Below are 14,822 nucleotides of genomic sequence, written 5' to 3'. Positions count from 1 at the left end.
GCCACGGTCGGCCGCAATCACGCTCGACGCCAACGGAATCGGCGCGAAGATCCGCTCCGGCCGGAATCCGACGGCGCGGTGGGCGCGGTATCGATGTCCCAGTCGAGCTCCCAGATTCGGATGGTGTGATCGAGCGCTGCCGAGATCACGGTTCGGCCGGTCGTGTCGAGGGCTACCGAGTGCACCCCCTTGGTGTGACCGTCGAGGCATCCCACCCGGTGCCCGGTGCGCAGGTCCCAGATGTTCACTCTGCCGTCGAGACCGGCCGATACCGTGAATCGGCCGTCGGCGCTGACCGCCAGATCCATGACCGCGCCGACATGTCCGGTCAGCGTGTGCAGGCATCGGCCCTTCTTCAGGTCCCAGACGCGCACCGAGGAATCGGCGCTGCCGGTGACCGCGAACTCACCGTCCGCGCTGGGCACGATCACCTCGACGAGGTCGGTGTGGCCGATCAGCGTGGCGCGAGGCTTTCCGCTGCGCAGATCCCAGATCCGGCCCACGTTGCCCGCGGCGAACAGCACGGTGCGGCCGTCGGCGGCGACGGTGAGCGCGAGGTCGGGGGTGTTGCGCTGCTCGATCCCATTCCCGTACTGCGGCGATGCCCTGGTGAGACAACGTCCGGTATCGACGTCCCATATCCGGAGCGTGGGCTTCAGCACTCCGACGGTCATCACCCGACGCCCGTCCCCGCTGAGCGCGGCGGCCCGCAGGCCGATGCCGTGCGGCAGCTCACGAATACATCGGCCGCTGTGGATATCCCAGATTCGTGCCGTCTTGTCAGTGCCGACCGAGCACAGCGTCGTCCCGTCCATGCTGACGCTCAGCGCCATGGCCGCAGTCGGCTGATCGGCGAAACTCCGCACACATCGGCCGGTCGGTACATCCCATACGCGCAGCGCGTCCGATTCCGCGACGAATCGCAGAATGTCCTGGGCGACAAAGGAACCGAACGCCGACTTCTCCCGGCCGGGTATCGCACGAACGTGCTTGCCGGTCGCCAGTTCGAACACGTCCCGCACCTCGCCCCGGTCGACCAGCAGCAGCCGATCGTCGGTGCTGATTCCGCGCCACCGCACCCGCGTGTCGGCGATGCGGTGGACTTCCCAGGCGCCGAGCAGTCGTCCACGCGGCGCGCCGGTCGTCGCGGCGCGACGCCAGCGGTGCAGCAACTCCGCATTGCGCTCATAGCCCGGCACAGCTCGCGCACTACGCAACTGTTCGACAGCGGCGTTCGAGTTCCGTTCCGCGAGTAGACGATCGGCACTCGACAGTGCGTCGGCGACCAGTCGGGCATCGGCGCCGAGTTCACCCGCGGTCCTGGGTCTGGCGAAGCTCCACGCGGCCGGTGGCCCGGCCGGTGCGACGCGCCAGATCCGCGCACCGTCCGGACCACCGGATATGGCGAGCTCGCCCCGGATAGCAAGCGACCGGATCGGTTCGGTGTGACCCGCCATGGTGCGCAGGCATCGTCCGGTGCCGAGCTGATAGATCCGGACGACGTTGCGGGTGCCGGCGGTGTCGGCCGCCACCGCCAGCTCGCCGTCCGTGGTGATGGCCGCGGCGCTCCACCGGGTGCACCATCCGGGATCGAGCGGAATCGCGCGCCGCACCCGGCCGGTCGCCACATTCCACAGCTCGGTCGAGCCGTCGTCGCGAGCGGAGATCGCGGACTCACCGTCGGCACTGAGGACGACCCGCGCATGGCCCGCAGAAGTCCGCAGCAACCGTCCGGATTCTATGTCCCACAAAAGAATTCGACCGTCCGTGTCGTTCCAGGCGAGCGCACACCGGCCGTCGGAGGTGATCGAGACGATCTCGGACGCCCGATCACCGAGGGCGTGCATGGCACGTCCCGCGACGAGATCCCACACCTGCACCGACCGGTCGCCACCACCACCGGAGACCGCGCGGGTGCCGTCCGCGCTGATCGCGACGCAGTCACCGGTCTCGCGCTGCAACGCATGCAGCGAGCGACCGGTCGCGAGATCGAGGACGCGGAGTGTGGCGGCCTCGCCGCGGCTGATCGCGATGCGGCCGTCGGCGCTGATCGCGACCGCGTCGACGCTGTAATACCGCCGCTGCACCGTGCCGTCCAGCCGATGCAGGCAGCGACCGGTCGCGGGATCCCAGATCCGAAGCGACCCCGCGCCCGCCGTCGCCGCGACACCGCCGCCGAGCGCTACCGCACCGGCCGGAGCGGTGAGAACAACAGGCTGGAGCGGATCGGCGTGGTCGATGACTGTCGGCTCGGTACCGAGCACGACATCGGCACTGTCCTGTTCGGTTGCCTGCCGCAGCAGGTCACGGGCTGTCGCACTGTCGCCGCGCTCGAGGTGAACCAGCCCGAGCAGACGACTTCCGATGGCCTCGCCGGGGTGTGCGGCCCGCACCGCTTCGAGCTGCGCGATCAACTCCTCGTCGGTGATCACCGCGGCGCGCCAGCGGTGCAGCCCGTAGTTGTAGACCGCATGCGGATGGTGCGGATCGGCCCGTAATGCCTTGTGCCACAAGTTCACCGCTGCCTCGGTACGCCCGAGATCGAGCAGCGACAGGGCATGATTGGACAGGCCGTCGGCAAGGAGTTCCGCGGCATCGGGCTGCGGTCGGGGGTACGGCGTGCCGGTGAGCGCCGCGTACGTCTCGATCAGCTCGGCTGTCACCTCGCCGATGCGGGGACGCCGCGCGGGATCGGCTGCGAAACAACCGCGCAGGATGGTCGCCACTCGTGACGGGACGGGCGGTAGGGCCGGATCGGATCGACCGACGGCGAGATAGGACTCGAACTGTTCGCCGGCCGCTTGTCCGTGCCGACAGGGCGGTTCGCCCGCGAAGAGTTCCCATACACTCACCGCCCAGGACCAGATGTCCGTCGCACGCGTCAGCGGTTCCGGCGTGTCTCCGGCCGCCACCGCGACTGCGGCGCGGGCCTGTTCCGGCGAGCAATAGGCCGGTGTCATTCCGCCGAATCCGGCCAGAACACTCGCGCCCGGTTGCCCACCGCGCGACTCCCCCGCAGCATTTCGGGCCTTCGCCAATCCGAAGTCGGTCACCTTCACGATTCCGTCGGCGGTGCGCATCACGTTGGCGGGCTTGACATCCTGATGGATCAGCCGTTTCGCATGCGCGTGCGCGAGCCCCCGCGCGAACTGGATCGCGACGTCGAGCAATCGCACCACCACCTGTTCCGGAGTGCCGCTGTAGAGACTGCGGTCACGCACCGCATCGGCCAGGCTGCCGCCGTCCATCCATTCGGCGAACACCCGTGGCACCCCGCCGAGTCGGCGCACGTACACGCAACTGACCACGTTGGGGTGTAGCCCCAGCTCGACCCACGCTTGGGCTTCCGCCTCGAAATCACGAACCCGCGCAACAGAATTCAACAACTCCTCGCGTGGCGCCTTCACGGCCAGCTCGACGTCCCAGCCGCGATGGCGGACGCGGTACACCACGCCCATGCCGCCGGTGCGAATCACATCGTGCACCTCGTACAGATCTGCGACCACATCGCCGGGATGCCATGCGGTCGGGACATCCTCGACCGAGGTATCGGCGCCCTGGTCGCGAGCTGTCTCGAAGCCATCGTCACGGTCTGTCCCGGACCACATGCGCGGCCCCTCAGACGTTGCGAAAATAGGCGTCGAGGGCAGTGGCGAAATCCTGCGCCGGGGCGGACTCGTTCACCCCGGCCACCTCGACGAGCTGCCGCCATGTGCTCCACTCCCCCTCGCCACCGGGGGAACTCTCGCCGAGCACGGCCCGCTCGGGGTGCGTGGAGCTCGTCCCACGCTCGAGCGTCAGGTATCGGTACCAGAGAACGTCACCGAGCTGCGGCTCCAGGGTGCCGGGCGGGAGCTGGCCGACCAGTCCGCAGACGTACGCCTCACCCGCTCGACGGGGCCGGGGAAATTCGAAAAGGGTATACAGACGAGCGCTCGACTGGATGAAGGTCGGTGGTACGCAACGTATCTCACCGGCCTCGAAGTCGGGCGTAAGCTCGGCTGCCTGGCACGCCACACCGAAGAGTTCCCGCATGGATTCGCGGGCGCGCTCCTGGGCGAACATCCCCATGAACTCCATCGGATCGTCGAGCGCGACGATCGGCAGGACGCGCCGTACCAGCGCGGTCCGGACCGACAGGGAACCGTCCGGCAGTGGCGGCGCGGGCGGGCGGCGGTTGTCCGCACCGCGATCCACCCGCACCGAATCCGGGCCGAGCTGCGCACCGAGGGCCTTGCCGATCGCTTCGAGGAATCCGGCTGCGTCGGTGCTGGGAGCCGATCCGAAGTTGGCGCGGGTGCCGTCGTTGTCCAGCCATTCGGCGAGTACGGCGGATTCGTGCCCGTCGAAATCCATGCTGCGTTCCATCGTCAGATATCGAAACCGCGTCCGGGCCGACTGCGGAGTCGACAGCTTTCCGACACATGCGGCCCGATACGCCTCGCCGAGTCGGCGTGGCGGGGGAAATTCGAACAAGAAGATCACATGCCCGGTCTCGGGTATCGCGGTGGAAACGCAACGGACGTCCTTCGCCTCGAAATCCGGCGGCATCTCGGCCCAGTCGCAGGCCATCTCGAACAGGAGCCGGATCGACGCTTCCGCGCGATCGGGCTGGAACATCGCGAGGAATTCCGTCGGGTCGGCGTCGAGCGCGACCAGCGGCAGGAACCGGTGCGCGAGTGCGTAATGCACGGACATGCGGTTCGTCGACTGAACGGATGTCGAACTCGACGACACGGCTTTCGAACTCGACGACTCGGGGTCTTTCCGCAGGCCGAAGAACAGGAACAGTGCCACGGTGAGCATCGCGCCACCGATCCACGCGGTGCCGCCGACCGCGTTTCCCTCGTGCAAGCGCAGCACGCCGACCCAGATCACCGCCGGCAGTGCGGCGAACCCGCAGGCGAAACCGGCGAGCGCGCTGGCCTCACCGACGGCCAGGGTCATCTTGCGCCGCAGGGGGCCTTCCTTATCGGTGACGATCGGTGGCAGCTTGCCGAGCCCGGATACGCCGACCGGTGCGAGGCCGATGAGGATCCACGCGATCCCGGCCGGAACATCACCGCCGATCGAGCTCGCGACGCCCCCGCCGATCAGGCCGGCACCGACAACGACCCAGAACCACGGGGCATGTTCCCCGTCCGGTCTGATCATTTTGGCGGCGCCGACACCGACAAGGCCCGCACCCGCGAGGACCCATGAGATACCCGCGAGGACATCACCCTGCATGAATCTCGCGATTCCGACGCCGATCACCCCGAATCCCACACCGATCACGGCGAACTCGAAGAACTGTTCCGATAGCGTCATCCGTCTCTCCCCAGCGTGGTCGTGAGTGCTGTTACGACACTTGCCGACACGTGAGTAAACAACAACCTGACGGCCATCAGGGTGTCCTTGGCCGATACCGCCTCCGGGCCCGATGTCGAAGCGCCACATCACCGAACCGCCGCAGTCACAATGGGGCGTGATCGAAACCAACACGTGCTCGGTTCTCGTGCACGCACCCGCGCCGCCGGGCGGAGGTCCACGACCGGCGGCAATCAACCTGTGGCCCGGTGAGCAGGCCATGTTCGGCCGTGGTTCGGACACCCGTCCCGTCGACGTGTGCCTGGACCGGCCGGGAATCTCCCGGCTGGCCGGGCGCATCGAGGTGGTCGACGGATACTGGATCCTGACCAACCTCGCCGGGAAGGCGACCGCCACCTACGTCGTGCACAACGACGAGGGCCGCGGTGAGCACTTCACCATTCGCCCGGGTGAACGACTTCCGGTGCCGTTCACCGGATCTCGCGTCGAACTGCTCGACGCGGAGTCCACCGTGATCGGGTTCAAGGTGTTCGTGCTGCGCCGCGCCGCCGCCGCGATTCCCGCCGCGGCCACCACCACCGTCGGCCGGACCGTGAATCCGGTCCGGCCGGTCGACGAGACCACCAAACACTTTCTGGTGCTGGTCGCGCTGTGCGCGCCGCGGATGGTGCACGGCGCCGCCGCGGTGCCGACCATCCCCGAACTACTCCGGCAGGTGCAGCGCACGAGCACCGGCCGGGACATCAGGACGCCTTCGGCGGTGAACTTCCACCTCGAGTACCTGGTCGACCGTCTCGGCCTGCGCGACTACAACGGACTGGAGGACCGGCGCGCCGGATTGATCAACCGCGCCTTGTGGTTCGGCATCGTCCGCGAGGAACACCTCGGCCTGCTGGCCGACGCCTGACCTGCCACCACGGCCGACTCCCACACCGAACGGTGACCGGAACCTGTCGACCATCAGGTAGCGCGGCGCCGACATCGAGGGCGACGATGATGCCGACAATGACGCGCGCTCGCCGACAACATGTGCCGCGAACGCGTACGCGTCGACGAAGAATGTGAAACGGGGGTGAGCGGTGAAGACGAGCGAGGACTCCGGTACGGACGCAACCTGGTTCGCACCGTGGCGGGTCGGGGATGTGGTCGCGGGCCTCTACGAGGTCCGCGAGGTGATCACCTCCGGCGGCATGGGGCTGGTTTACCGGGTGTGGCATCGCGGTTGGCGGATGGAGCTGGCGGTGAAAGCGCCGCGCCCGGATCTGGTGGATTCGCCGACGCACCTGCGGGACTTCGAATCCGAGGCCGAGGCGTGGGTGGGACTGGGCGTGCACCCGAACACGGTGTCCTGTGTCTATGTGCGCCGACTCGACGATGGTGTGCCGCGGGTGTTCGCCGAGTGGGCGGACGGCGGCAGCCTCGCCGACGTCATCGGCAACCGAACCTTGTACCAGGGGAACGAGCAACAGGTGCTGGGTCGGTTGCTGGATGTGGCGATCCAGTTCGCGTGGGGACTCGAGCACGCCCATGCGAACGGGTTGATCCATCAGGACGTGAAGCCCGCCAATGTGCTGCTCACCGCCGACGGAGTCGTGAAGGTCACCGATTTCGGGTTGGCCAAGGCCCGAAAGGTCGCCGGGGAGTCGGCCGGTGCGAGGCAGGGTGCGAGTGTGCTGGCCGGGTTCGGCGGATTGACACCGGCCTATTGTTCGCCGGAGCAGGCACTCGCCGTCCACGATGCCTCGGTGCACCTGTCGCGGGCGACGGATGTGTGGTCGTGGGCGATCACCGTGTGGGAGTTGTTCACCGCTGACCGACCGTGCGACTACGGACAGGTCGCCGCCGAAGCGTTCGAGTCCTTCGTCGCCGACGCCAGACGAACGGAGATCCCCACGCTGCCACGGCAATTGGCAGGTCTGCTGCGGAGATGCTTCGCCGGGGACCCGAGTGCGAGGCCCAGAATGCACTCGCTGGCCGACGAACTGACCGACCTGTACACCACGGTCACCGGTTCGCGCTACCCACGGATGCGGCCGGACGCGGCGGAGTTGCTTGCCGACGGTCTGTCGAATCAAGCGTTGTCGCTGCTCGACCTGGGTGACACCGAGCGCGCGGAACATCTGTGGGACAGGGCACTGTCGGCTGATCCGCATCATCCGCACGCGGTGTACAACTACGGGCTGTATCGATGGCGGACGGGACGCATCACGGACACACAATTGATCGCCGGGTTGGAGTCGGTGCGGGAAACTCACCCTGGTGATCCGCTCGGTGAACATCTGGCCGGGCTCGCGCACCTGGAACGTGGCGACACCGACGCTGCCCGCAGACATCTGGGGCGGGCCGCCCGACAGTCTCCAGGAGACCCGGAGGTCGCCGCAGCGCTCCGGCTCGCTCGTGGTCTACCCGAGGAGCCCGAACCGGTCGTCATTCGTGACGACGCGAGGATTCACAAGGTTGCGGTCAGCGCTGATGGCCGCATCGCCCTGACCGGCGGCGACGACGGGTGCGCACGCGTATGGGATCTCACCACGGGCGTCTGCACGCAGACGTTGAATCCGGACAGAAGCGGGTCCAGCGGGATAGTCGATGCGGTAGCGATCAGCGCGGACGGGACCCACGCCATGGTGAGCAAGCGAAATTTCCTGATGGCCTGGGACCTCCGGCACGGCCAGTACCTGTTCGGCGCGTACGGTTGGGCGCAGTCGCTCGCCCTCAGCGCGGATGGCATGATCGCGGTGTCGGGCGGTGACACGAGGGCGCGGGTCGAAGTGTGGGATCTGTTGCGCGGCAGAAAGATCCACGTTCTCGTCGAACGCAGGCGACGCAGCGCGGGCTTTCGATCCGTGGGGGTCACCGCAGACGGCCGCCTCGCAGTTGCGTCCGATGATCTGACGCGGCAGGTGCGAGTGTGGGATGTCGCGACGGGTCGCCTGGCACGCGTGTTGGACGGGTTCATCGACGTCCAGCTCAACGCCGAGAGCGGGCTGGCGGTATCCAGGTTGGCCGACAACGGATCACCGGGCCGTGAGCCGGTCAGCAAGCTGGTCGTGTGGCGGGTGGATACCGGTCAGGTGGTGCACACGGCCGAGGTGTTGTTCGATTGGTTCCACCTCACAGGGCATCGCGTAGTGACCGCCGACGGGCGTACAGCGGTGACCGGAGACGACTATCACGGGGAAAACGCGGTACGGATCTGGGAGTTGGACAGCGGCCGCTGCCTGCGAACCCTGCACGGCCATACCTCGCCCATGTCGGTCACGCTCAGTGGTGACGGTCGCATCCTCGTGTCCGGCAGTCGGGATCGCAGTATTCGCGTGTGGCGGCCGGCGGCCAGCGGGCCGAAGGCGCAGTGGAGTTTTGCCCGGCCGCGGGCTGCGGGCGAACTCGCGGCGCATGCGGCGATCGTGGAGGCGGCTGTCGTCGAATTCGACCGGCTCACCGACGGTGCGCGGTGGCGTGAAGCCGCGAACCATCTGCGCCGTGCCCGGACGATCCCGGGTTACGAACGTTCCCCGATGCTCCTGGATCGTTGGCGTCACGCAGGCGGTTCGAGGCGTCGCACGGAACTGTTGGGCGCTTGGGAAAGGCCCGGCATATCCGCGGGGGACGATACCGCCGGAGAGATCGCGATCAGCCCCGACGACCGGCTTGTCCTGACCGCTGGTCGAGGGCAACCGCGAATCTGGGATCTGGCAACCGGACGATTGCTGCACACACTGGACGGTCACGACAGTGATATCGCGAATATCGCGTTCAGTCGCGACGGAACCCGAGTGGTCTCGTCGGGATGCAATGGGACCGTGTGCGTGTGGGATCCGCACACCGGACGACGTATGCAAACCGTCCTCGGCCGCGATGACGCTATCTGGGCCGGGGTCACGGTGACGCCGGACGGCAACCGCGCGTTCTGTCCGAGCCAGGACGGGACAGTTCGCCTGTGGAATCTGACGACCGGGCAATGCACACAGGCCCTGGATGCTCGCGACATCGTTCCCGTGGATCTCTACGCGAGATCGAAGCTGCCGGTCATCTTCCAGCTGCGCATCGTCTGCGACCGCGGCGATCTGGCGCTCGTCGCCAATTCATCACATGCGCTCGGGTTCTGGGATCTGACGAGTGGCACCTGTCTGAAAACCATTGATATACAACCGCGCAAACCCGCGAACTCAATGGGTATCACTACTATTGCGGGCGACGACCATCGCGCGTTTTCGGCGCTCGACGACTGCGTGATCCACGAGTGGAGCATGAAGGAATGTCGACTCGAGCGAATGCTCGAGGGCCATTCGAAACATGTGACGAACCTTGTCACGACCGAGGACGGCCGCCTGCTGCTGTCTGGCAGCGCCGACAGCACGGTGCGGGTGTGGGACCGAACAACCGGACAGTGCACACATACGCTCGCCGGTCACACGGATTCCGTTTCCGCGCTCGCCGTCAGTGCCGACGCCCGTTTCGCCGTGTCGGCAGGCCACGATCACACGCTACGGATCTGGGATCTGATCAGCGGGCGGTGTGCGCGCACGCTCGAAACCGGCAGCCGCAGGATCGTCTCGACCCTGGCGCTGACAACGGATGGTCACCTCGTGGTGTCCGCCGCATGGGACAGCGCACGGGTGTGGGAGCTGGACTGGGACTACGAGTTTCCCACCGACGACCAGCAAGGAGCGTGAATATGCCTGCTTCGGTGACATTGTCGGTGATCAAAGGTCCGTCGACAGGTGCGAAGTTCACTTTCAGCGAGAAGGCGCACTGTGTGGTCGGCCGCGCGGATGATTGTCATCCGCGGATCGCGGAGGACGGGCACCGGCCGCTGGTGTCACGACATCACTGCCTGTTCGACATCAATCCGCCGGATGTCCGAGTGCGAGATTTCGGCAGTCTCAACGGAACTCACGTCAACGGTGTGGAGGTCGGTCGGCGGTTGCCGGGGCAGACGCCGGAAGAGGGTGCGCTGCTGGTGTTCCGGGAGCGTGATCTCGTCGATGGTGATGAGATTCGACTGGGCGGCACGGTGATCCGGGTCGACGTGGTCGTCCCGCCGAGCTGCCGGGGCTGCGGCGTCGAGGTCGCGAGGGACACCGATGTGTGCGACCGGTGCCGGGTCACGCAGGTGCGCGGGCGGGAAGTGTCACGCTGCACCCTCTGCGGACGCGAGCTGCCCGGCCGTCGGCCGGGAAAGCTGGTGTGCGACACGTGCCGGCACGATCCGCGCGAGATGGCGCTGGCGCTGGTCCGCAATGCCGCCGCGGGCCGGGAGGACCTGATCGCGATCCGTGGCTACGAGCCGGTCCGGGAACTCGGCCGTGGCGGCCAGGGCGTGGTTTACCTTGTCCACCATGTCGATTCGGGCGAGGCACGAGCACTGAAGGTACTTCCGGCGCAGGTGGCCGTCGATCCGAAGGCCGAGCAGAGCTTCCTGCGCGAGATGGATATCGTTCGCGGACTGAATCATCCGAACATCGTCGCCTTCCGCGAGGGGGGCGTGTCCGGGGCGATGTTCTACTTCGTCTGCGAATACTGCGACGGCGGGAGCGTGGAGCAGTTGGTCCAGCGCAACGGCCCACTCGGCGTCGACGACGCGGTGCGGATCACGCTGCGGGCGCTGGAAGGGCTGGACTACGCCCATCACGTGCCGGTCGATTGGGCCACCATCGATGCCGGGCCGGCCGCGATCGGCGTGGTGCACCGCGACATCAAGCCCGCCAACATCCTGCTCACCGGTCCCGCCTCGGCGCCGGAGGCCAAGCTCGCCGATTTCGGGCTCGCCAAGGCATTCGATCGAGCCGGGTTGTCGGGCCACACGATGACCGGATCGAGCGCCGGAACGATGGCGTTCATGGCCCGCCCCCAGTTGACGGACTACAAGTTCGCGAAGCCGGAGGTCGACGTCTGGGCGATCGCGGCGACGCTGTACTACATGCTCACCGGGCAGACGCCGCGGGAGTTCCCGCGCGGCTCCGATCCGATCGCGGTCGTGTTGCGCGACGATGCGATCCCGATCCGGAGCCGGAATCCCGAGATCCCGAAGCGGCTCGCGACGATCATCGACGAGGCGTTGATCGATCGCCCGAACATCCGCATCGTCAGCGCGAACGAGCTGCGGCAGGCATTGCTGAACGCGCTGTGAACACCCCGCAGGGCCGGACGGCTCGGTCGCGGCCCTGCGAAGCTCTGGCTCTACGGCCGGAGAGCTCAGGGAGCCACGAAGCCGATCGGGCCGTCGGAATGGAATCCGTGCGCGATCAGCGCGGCCGCACCCGGCGTGGTGTCGACGGCCGCGGCCCAGCGGTTGTTGTAGCTGAAGCGCAGCAGCGCGTGGTCGCCGATTTCCGGGCCGTCATCGATCCAGCCGATCACGCCTTCGTCGACGCACTGGGTGTTCTTGATGTCGCGGTCCGCGATCGCCAGCATGTACGACGGGTGCTGGCTGGACTTGAGCCGCAGGCGGTGCACCGCGACCCGGTTGGGCCCGGGGGCGGTGTGCACCCGGCCGAGATCCTCGACCTTGGTGAAGTGGAACTTGCTCACCGCGGACGCCGCCTCGGACTGGTTGGCGGTGAAGAAGAACCCGGTGTTCCGCGGGTCGCGCGATCCGTCGTTGAAGGTCGCGAACTCCTGCAGGGTGACCAGTTCGTCCGCCACCGGCTTGGCGGGAGCCGCCTCGGCCCGCGGCAACTCACCGGGCGTCGCGTACATCATCGACGCGAAAGCCAGTGCGGCAGCAAGCCCTCCGGCCAATCCGATCCGAACAGTGAACCTCTTCACGTGACACCTTTCATCCGACCACGGAAACAATTCAGGCACAGTGTAATTGCATCACCCGTTCACACCACCGTGGGCGAGCCCGACACGGGCGTCATCTCGAACCGGAAATTACCGGTCAGCGGGATTTGTACGAATTACCGCCGCATTCGCCGAGCAGTTCGTCCAGGATTCGTACCGACAGGGTCGTCTCGGTCGGCGCACATGCGCCACGCGGCGACCGGCGCGAGCAAGGAGTGTGGCCGTGAAAGTGCACCTGCAGGTGGACGGTTCGCCGGAGAAAGTGTCGCCGCATGCACAGGAGATCGCCGATCTCGGCGCGGACGGTCTGTTCACCTTCGAGGGCCCGCACGACACGTTCTTTCCGCTGGTGGTCGCGTCGGGCAGTACCGATCTCGAGCTGATGACCAATGTCGCCATCGCCGGGCCTCGCAGTCCGATACATCTGGCGCATGCGGCCTACGATCTGCAGTGCTACAGCCGCGGTCGGTTCCGGCTGGGCCTGGGATCCCAGATCAAAGCGCATATCGAGCGACGCTACAGCGCTCGATGGGACCGGCCGGTCGCGCGAATGGCGGAGACGGTCGCGGCGATCAAAGCGATCTTCGCGGCATGGGAAGGTACCGAACCACTGAATTTCCGCGGGGAGTTCTTCACGCACACGCTGATGCCACCGAATTTCGTACCCGGCCCGAACCCTTACGGACCGCCACCGGTTCTGGTCGGCGCGCTCGGCCCGCGGATGACGACCATGGCGGCGGAGACGGCCGACGGCCTGCTGGTGATGCCGTTCAATTCCACTCGTCATTTCGCCGAGCGCACGATCCCGGCCGTGCGGACCGGACTCGAGCGAACCGGTCGGGACGCCGGGGACTTTCAGATCATCGCCCAGGTGATGGTCGCGGTGGGACGGACCGAGCAGCAACTCGCCGCGGCCGTCGAGGGGGTGTCCGGGCTGATCGCCTTCTACGGGTCGACCCCGGCATACGTACCGGTGCTCGACGTCGAGGGGTGGGCCGAGTTGATGCCCGAGCTGAACGCGCTGTCCAAGACCGGCGGGTTCGCGCGGATGCGCGAGCTGATCACCCCCGAGATGGTGGCCACGCTGGCCGTGGTCGGCAGCCCCGAGGAATGCGCCGACCAGATCCACACCCGGTTCGCCGGACGCGCGAGCGAAGTGTGCTGCTATTTCCCGGGTTACCGCGAAGCACCGGCCGACGTGGCCGACCTGGTCGCGGCACTGCACCGGGCGTGAGCGGACCTGCCAACGAATTCATCGGGCCGGACGGGCTCGATCATCGTGAATCGGAAGCGGTGCCCTGTGATCCGATGAGTTGCGCGGCCTCTTCCTCGGACTGCGCGGCAGGGGCCGAACCCCACATCCGACGGCCGTTGGGCTCCTGCAGGAAGTACACCGACACCGCGCCGATCACGCCCGCGATGATCAGGTAGTAGGCGGGCCAGTTCAGGTCGCCGGTGGCTCCGACGAGTGCGCCGACCACCACCGAGGTGGTGCCCGCGAACAACGAGACCGCGACGTTGAACGACACCGACAGACCCGCGCCGCGCACCTTCGTCGGGAACAGCGAGGGCAAGGTGGAGGGCATCGTCGCGCTGAAGCAGATCAGCGTCAGGCCCATGATCAGCAGGCCGAGGAAGACCGCGAAAGCGTTGTTCATGCGGACCAGCAGCACCATCGGGAAGGCCAGCACGATCAACGCGATGATGCCGCCCCAGATGATCGGTTTTCGACCGACGCGATCGGACAGCAGACCCAGCAATGGAATGGTCAGCAGCGCGATCGCCATCACCACGATCTGCAACCACTGCGAGGTCGTGGAGGACACTCCGCCACCGGTCGCATCGGGCACCGTCGAGGTGACATAGGTCGGCATGTACGAGGTCAGCATGTAGTTGGTGACGTTCCAGACAATGACCAGTCCCATGCAGACCAGCACGTACGGCCACAGCTTGGCCAGGATCTTCGCCTCGTCGCCGGTCTTGTTCGCCTTCTCCCGATCCTCGGATTCCTTTTCGAGCGCGGCGAAAGCCGGAGTATCGGCCAGCCGCATCCGCAGATAGACGCCGACGACGCCCAGCGGCAGCGCGACGAAGAACGGCAGTCGCCATCCCCAGGACAGCAGCTGATCGTGCGACATCGTCGCATCGGCGAGGGTGACGATCAGCGCGCCGAGCAGATATCCGGTGAAGGTGCCGAATTCCAGCCAGCTGCCGAGGAATCCGCGGCGGCGATCCGGCGCGTACTCGGCGATGAAGGTCATCGCATTGCCGTACTCACCGCCGGTCGAGAAACCCTGCAGCAAACGCGCGCACAGCAGCAACATCGGCGCCCACAGGCCGATCGAGTTCTGGTCCGGGATACAGCCGATCGCGAAGGTGCCCGCGGCCATCAGGATCATGGTCGTGGCCAGCACCTTGTTACGACCGACGCGGTCCGCGAGCGGTCCGAAGAACATCCCGCCGAACGGCCGGACCAGGAATGCCACCGCGAACAGCCCGAAGGTCGCGATCGTGCCCGCGGTATTGCCCAGGTGGGAGAAGAACACCTCTTTGATGGTGGGCTCGAAATAGGCGTAGACGCCGAAGTCGTACCACTCGGTGATGTTGCCGATGCTCGCAGCGCCGATGGCCCGGCGGATGACAGGCGGGTCGGTGACGACGATGTCGTCGAGCGACCAACGCCTCGGACGTTCGCGCGGGGTCAGCACATTCACCGGATACGG

General features: G+C 66.9%; 8 protein-coding genes. 4 read left to right on the top strand and 4 right to left on the bottom strand.

Annotated elements, in window-relative coordinates:
* Positions 1 to 17: 17 nt before the first annotated feature.
* Both K7711_RS17330 and K7711_RS17325 read right to left on the bottom strand, forming a co-directional pair.
* Positions 18 to 3,608 carry a protein kinase domain-containing protein gene (locus tag K7711_RS17330; RefSeq protein WP_222970474.1) on the bottom strand — a complete coding sequence of 1,197 codons (3,591 nt, stop codon included), beginning with the start codon at positions 3,606 to 3,608 and terminating at the stop codon, positions 18 to 20.
* Positions 3,609 to 3,618: 10 nt separating this feature from the next.
* The gene (locus K7711_RS17325; protein ID WP_222970473.1) at positions 3,619 to 5,310 is read right to left on the bottom strand and encodes a hypothetical protein; all 1,692 of its coding nucleotides are present in this window, start codon (positions 5,308 to 5,310) and stop codon (positions 3,619 to 3,621) included.
* A gap of 157 nt (positions 5,311 to 5,467) precedes the next feature.
* Between K7711_RS17325 and K7711_RS17320 the strand changes: the two genes are divergently transcribed.
* From K7711_RS17320 to K7711_RS17310, 3 genes are all read left to right on the top strand, one after another.
* Positions 5,468 to 6,217, top strand: coding sequence for a hypothetical protein (locus tag K7711_RS17320; protein ID WP_222970472.1), 750 nt, complete (start codon positions 5,468 to 5,470; stop codon positions 6,215 to 6,217).
* A gap of 172 nt (positions 6,218 to 6,389) precedes the next feature.
* Complete coding sequence (locus K7711_RS17315; RefSeq protein ID WP_222970471.1) at positions 6,390 to 9,986, top strand: protein kinase; 3,597 nt, start codon at positions 6,390 to 6,392, stop codon at positions 9,984 to 9,986.
* 2 nt (positions 9,987 to 9,988) lie between these two features.
* Positions 9,989 to 11,443 carry a protein kinase domain-containing protein gene (locus K7711_RS17310; RefSeq protein WP_222970470.1) on the top strand — a complete coding sequence of 485 codons (1,455 nt, stop codon included), beginning with the start codon at positions 9,989 to 9,991 and terminating at the stop codon, positions 11,441 to 11,443.
* Between the two features lie 65 nt (positions 11,444 to 11,508).
* On the opposite strand, the gene K7711_RS17305 is transcribed toward K7711_RS17310, so the two are convergent.
* Positions 11,509 to 12,081 (bottom strand): hypothetical protein, encoded by a 573-nt coding sequence (locus K7711_RS17305; RefSeq protein WP_222970469.1) that lies wholly within the window; start codon positions 12,079 to 12,081, stop codon positions 11,509 to 11,511.
* A gap of 241 nt (positions 12,082 to 12,322) precedes the next feature.
* Here K7711_RS17305 and K7711_RS17300 point away from each other — a divergent pair, with 241 nt between their 5' ends.
* The gene (locus tag K7711_RS17300) at positions 12,323 to 13,333 is read left to right on the top strand and encodes a TIGR03617 family F420-dependent LLM class oxidoreductase (RefSeq protein WP_222970468.1); all 1,011 of its coding nucleotides are present in this window, start codon (positions 12,323 to 12,325) and stop codon (positions 13,331 to 13,333) included.
* A 40-nt stretch (positions 13,334 to 13,373) separates the two neighbouring features.
* Here K7711_RS17300 and K7711_RS17295 read toward each other — a convergent pair whose 3' ends face one another.
* Positions 13,374 to 14,813 carry an MFS transporter gene (locus tag K7711_RS17295; RefSeq protein WP_222970467.1) on the bottom strand — a complete coding sequence of 480 codons (1,440 nt, stop codon included), beginning with the start codon at positions 14,811 to 14,813 and terminating at the stop codon, positions 13,374 to 13,376.
* Between the last annotated feature and the right edge of the window lie 9 nt (positions 14,814 to 14,822).

This window comes from Nocardia coffeae (assembly GCF_019890715.1).
Classification (GTDB): Bacteria; Actinomycetota; Actinomycetes; order Mycobacteriales; family Mycobacteriaceae; genus Nocardia; species Nocardia jiangxiensis.
This window is presented reverse-complemented; position numbering and strand designations above follow the sequence as displayed.